General features: G+C 78.2%; 1 protein-coding gene. It reads left to right on the top strand.

The genetic code is table 11. From position 1 onward, the window contains the following. Nucleotides 1–1,993, top strand: a 1,993-nt coding sequence (locus CCN29_RS33625; RefSeq protein WP_143661458.1) for an acyltransferase domain-containing protein, incomplete at both ends; no start/stop codon positions are given.

Below are 1,993 nucleotides of genomic sequence, written 5' to 3'. Positions count from 1 at the left end.
CGCCCAGCCGGCCCTGTTCGCCGTGGAGGTCGCCCTCTTCCGGCTGCTGGAGTCCTTCGGCGTTCGCCCCTCCCGCCTGATCGGCCACTCCGTCGGCGAACTCGCCGCCGCACACGTCGCCGGGGTGTTCTCCCTGCCCGACGCGTGCCGTCTGGTCGCCGCCCGCGGCCGGCTGATGCAGGCCCTGCCGGAGGGCGGCGCCATGATCGCCGTCGAGGCGGCCGAGGAGGAGGTCCTGCCGCTGCTCGACGGGCGTGCGAACGCCCTGTCGCTCGCCGCCGTCAACGGCCCCCGCTCCGTCGTCGTCGCCGGCGACGAGGACGCGGCCGACGCCGTCGCCGCCCACTTCACCGCCCTCGGCCGCAGGACCACCAGGCTCCGCGTCAGCCACGCCTTCCACTCGCCGCGCATGGACGCGATGCTCGACGGCTTCCGCGAGGTCGCCGCCGGCGTCGCCTACGCCGAACCCGGCATCCCGGTCGTGTCCGACCTCACCGGCCGCCCCGCCGGCCCCGGCGAACTGACCGACCCCGAGTACTGGGTGCGGCACGTGCGGCACACCGTGCGGTTCGCCGACGGCGTCGCCGCCCTCGAGGAGCTGGGCACCGCCCACCTCGTGGAGCTCGGACCCGACGCCACCCTGACCGCCCTCGCCCAGAACGCCTGGCAGGGCGCCGCCCCGCTCGCCGTGCCCACGCTGCGCGACGACCGGGACGAGGCCGAGACCCTGCTCCTGGCCGTCGGCGCCCTGCACACCCGTGGCGTCCCGGTCGACTGGCCCGCCCTGCTCGCCGCCACCGCCCCCGGCTCCCGCCCGGTGGAGCTGCCCACCTACGCCTTCCAGCACCGCCCGTACTGGATCGCGTCGACCGCCGCGGCCGGCGACCCGGCCGCCGCCGGACTCGTCGCCGCCGACCACCCGCTGCTCGGCGCGGTCGTCCCCTCCGCGGTCGACGACACCCTGCTGCTGACCGGACGGCTCACCGCCGGCGGCGACGGCTGGCTCGGCGCGCACCGGATCGGCGGGACCGCCGTCCTGCCGAGCACCGCCTTCCTCGACCTCGCCCTGCACGCCGGCGCCGTCGCGGGCCGCCCGCAGGTCCGCGAACTGGTCCTCCAGAGCCCGCTGCCGCTGCCCGAGCACGGCGGCGTCACCCTCCAGGTCCGCGTCGAGGCCCCCGACGCCCGCGGCGACCGCCCCTTCGGCGTGTACGCGCGCCCCGCGGCCGACGCCGACTGGACCCGCCACGCGGACGGCGTCCTGACCGAGGAGACCGGCTCCCTCCCGTCGCACGACCTCACCGCCTGGCCGCCGCCCGGCGCGGAGGAACTGCCCACGGACGGCCTGTACGAGCGGCTGCGCGAGGCCGGACTCGACTACGGACCCGTCTTCCGCGGCCTGCGCGCCGCCTGGCAGGACGACACCGCCGTGTACGCCGAGGTGGAACTGCCCGCCTCGGCCGCCGACGAGGCCACCCGCCACGACCTGCACCCGGCCCTCCTGGACGCCGCCCTGCACCCGCTGGGCCTCGGCGTGTTCGACGGCCTCGGCGAAGGACGCGTGCTGTTCTCCGCCCAGCGGGTCAGCCTGTCCGCCACCGGCGCCACCACCCTGCGCGTCCGCCTCGACCGCACCGGACCCGACACCCTCGCCCTCACCGCGGCCGACGCGGTCGGCGACCCCGTGCTCGCCGTCGGCACCCTGCTGATGCGCCCGGTGCCCGGCGGCACGCCCGCCGCCGCGCCCGCCTCCCGGGAGACGGCGCCCGCGGCCGAACCGGTCCGCCGTCGCGCCGCCGCCCGCACCCAGCCCGCCGGGGGCCTGCTGGAACGCCTGGCGTCCCGGCCCGCCGCCGAACGCGTCCGCACCCTGCTCACCACCGTCCGCGACCGCACCGCCGCCGTCCTCGGCCACGCCACCGCCGACGAGATCGAGCCCGCCCGGCCCTTCACCGACCTCGGCCTCACCTCCCTGACCGCCGTCGAACTGCGC

The sequence above is a fragment of the Streptomyces pseudogriseolus genome (genome assembly GCA_002154585.1).
Taxonomy (GTDB): Bacteria; Actinomycetota; Actinomycetes; order Streptomycetales; family Streptomycetaceae; genus Streptomyces; species Streptomyces pseudogriseolus.
Note: the sequence above shows the minus strand (reverse complement) of the source record. Positions and strands in the feature narration are given on the sequence as shown.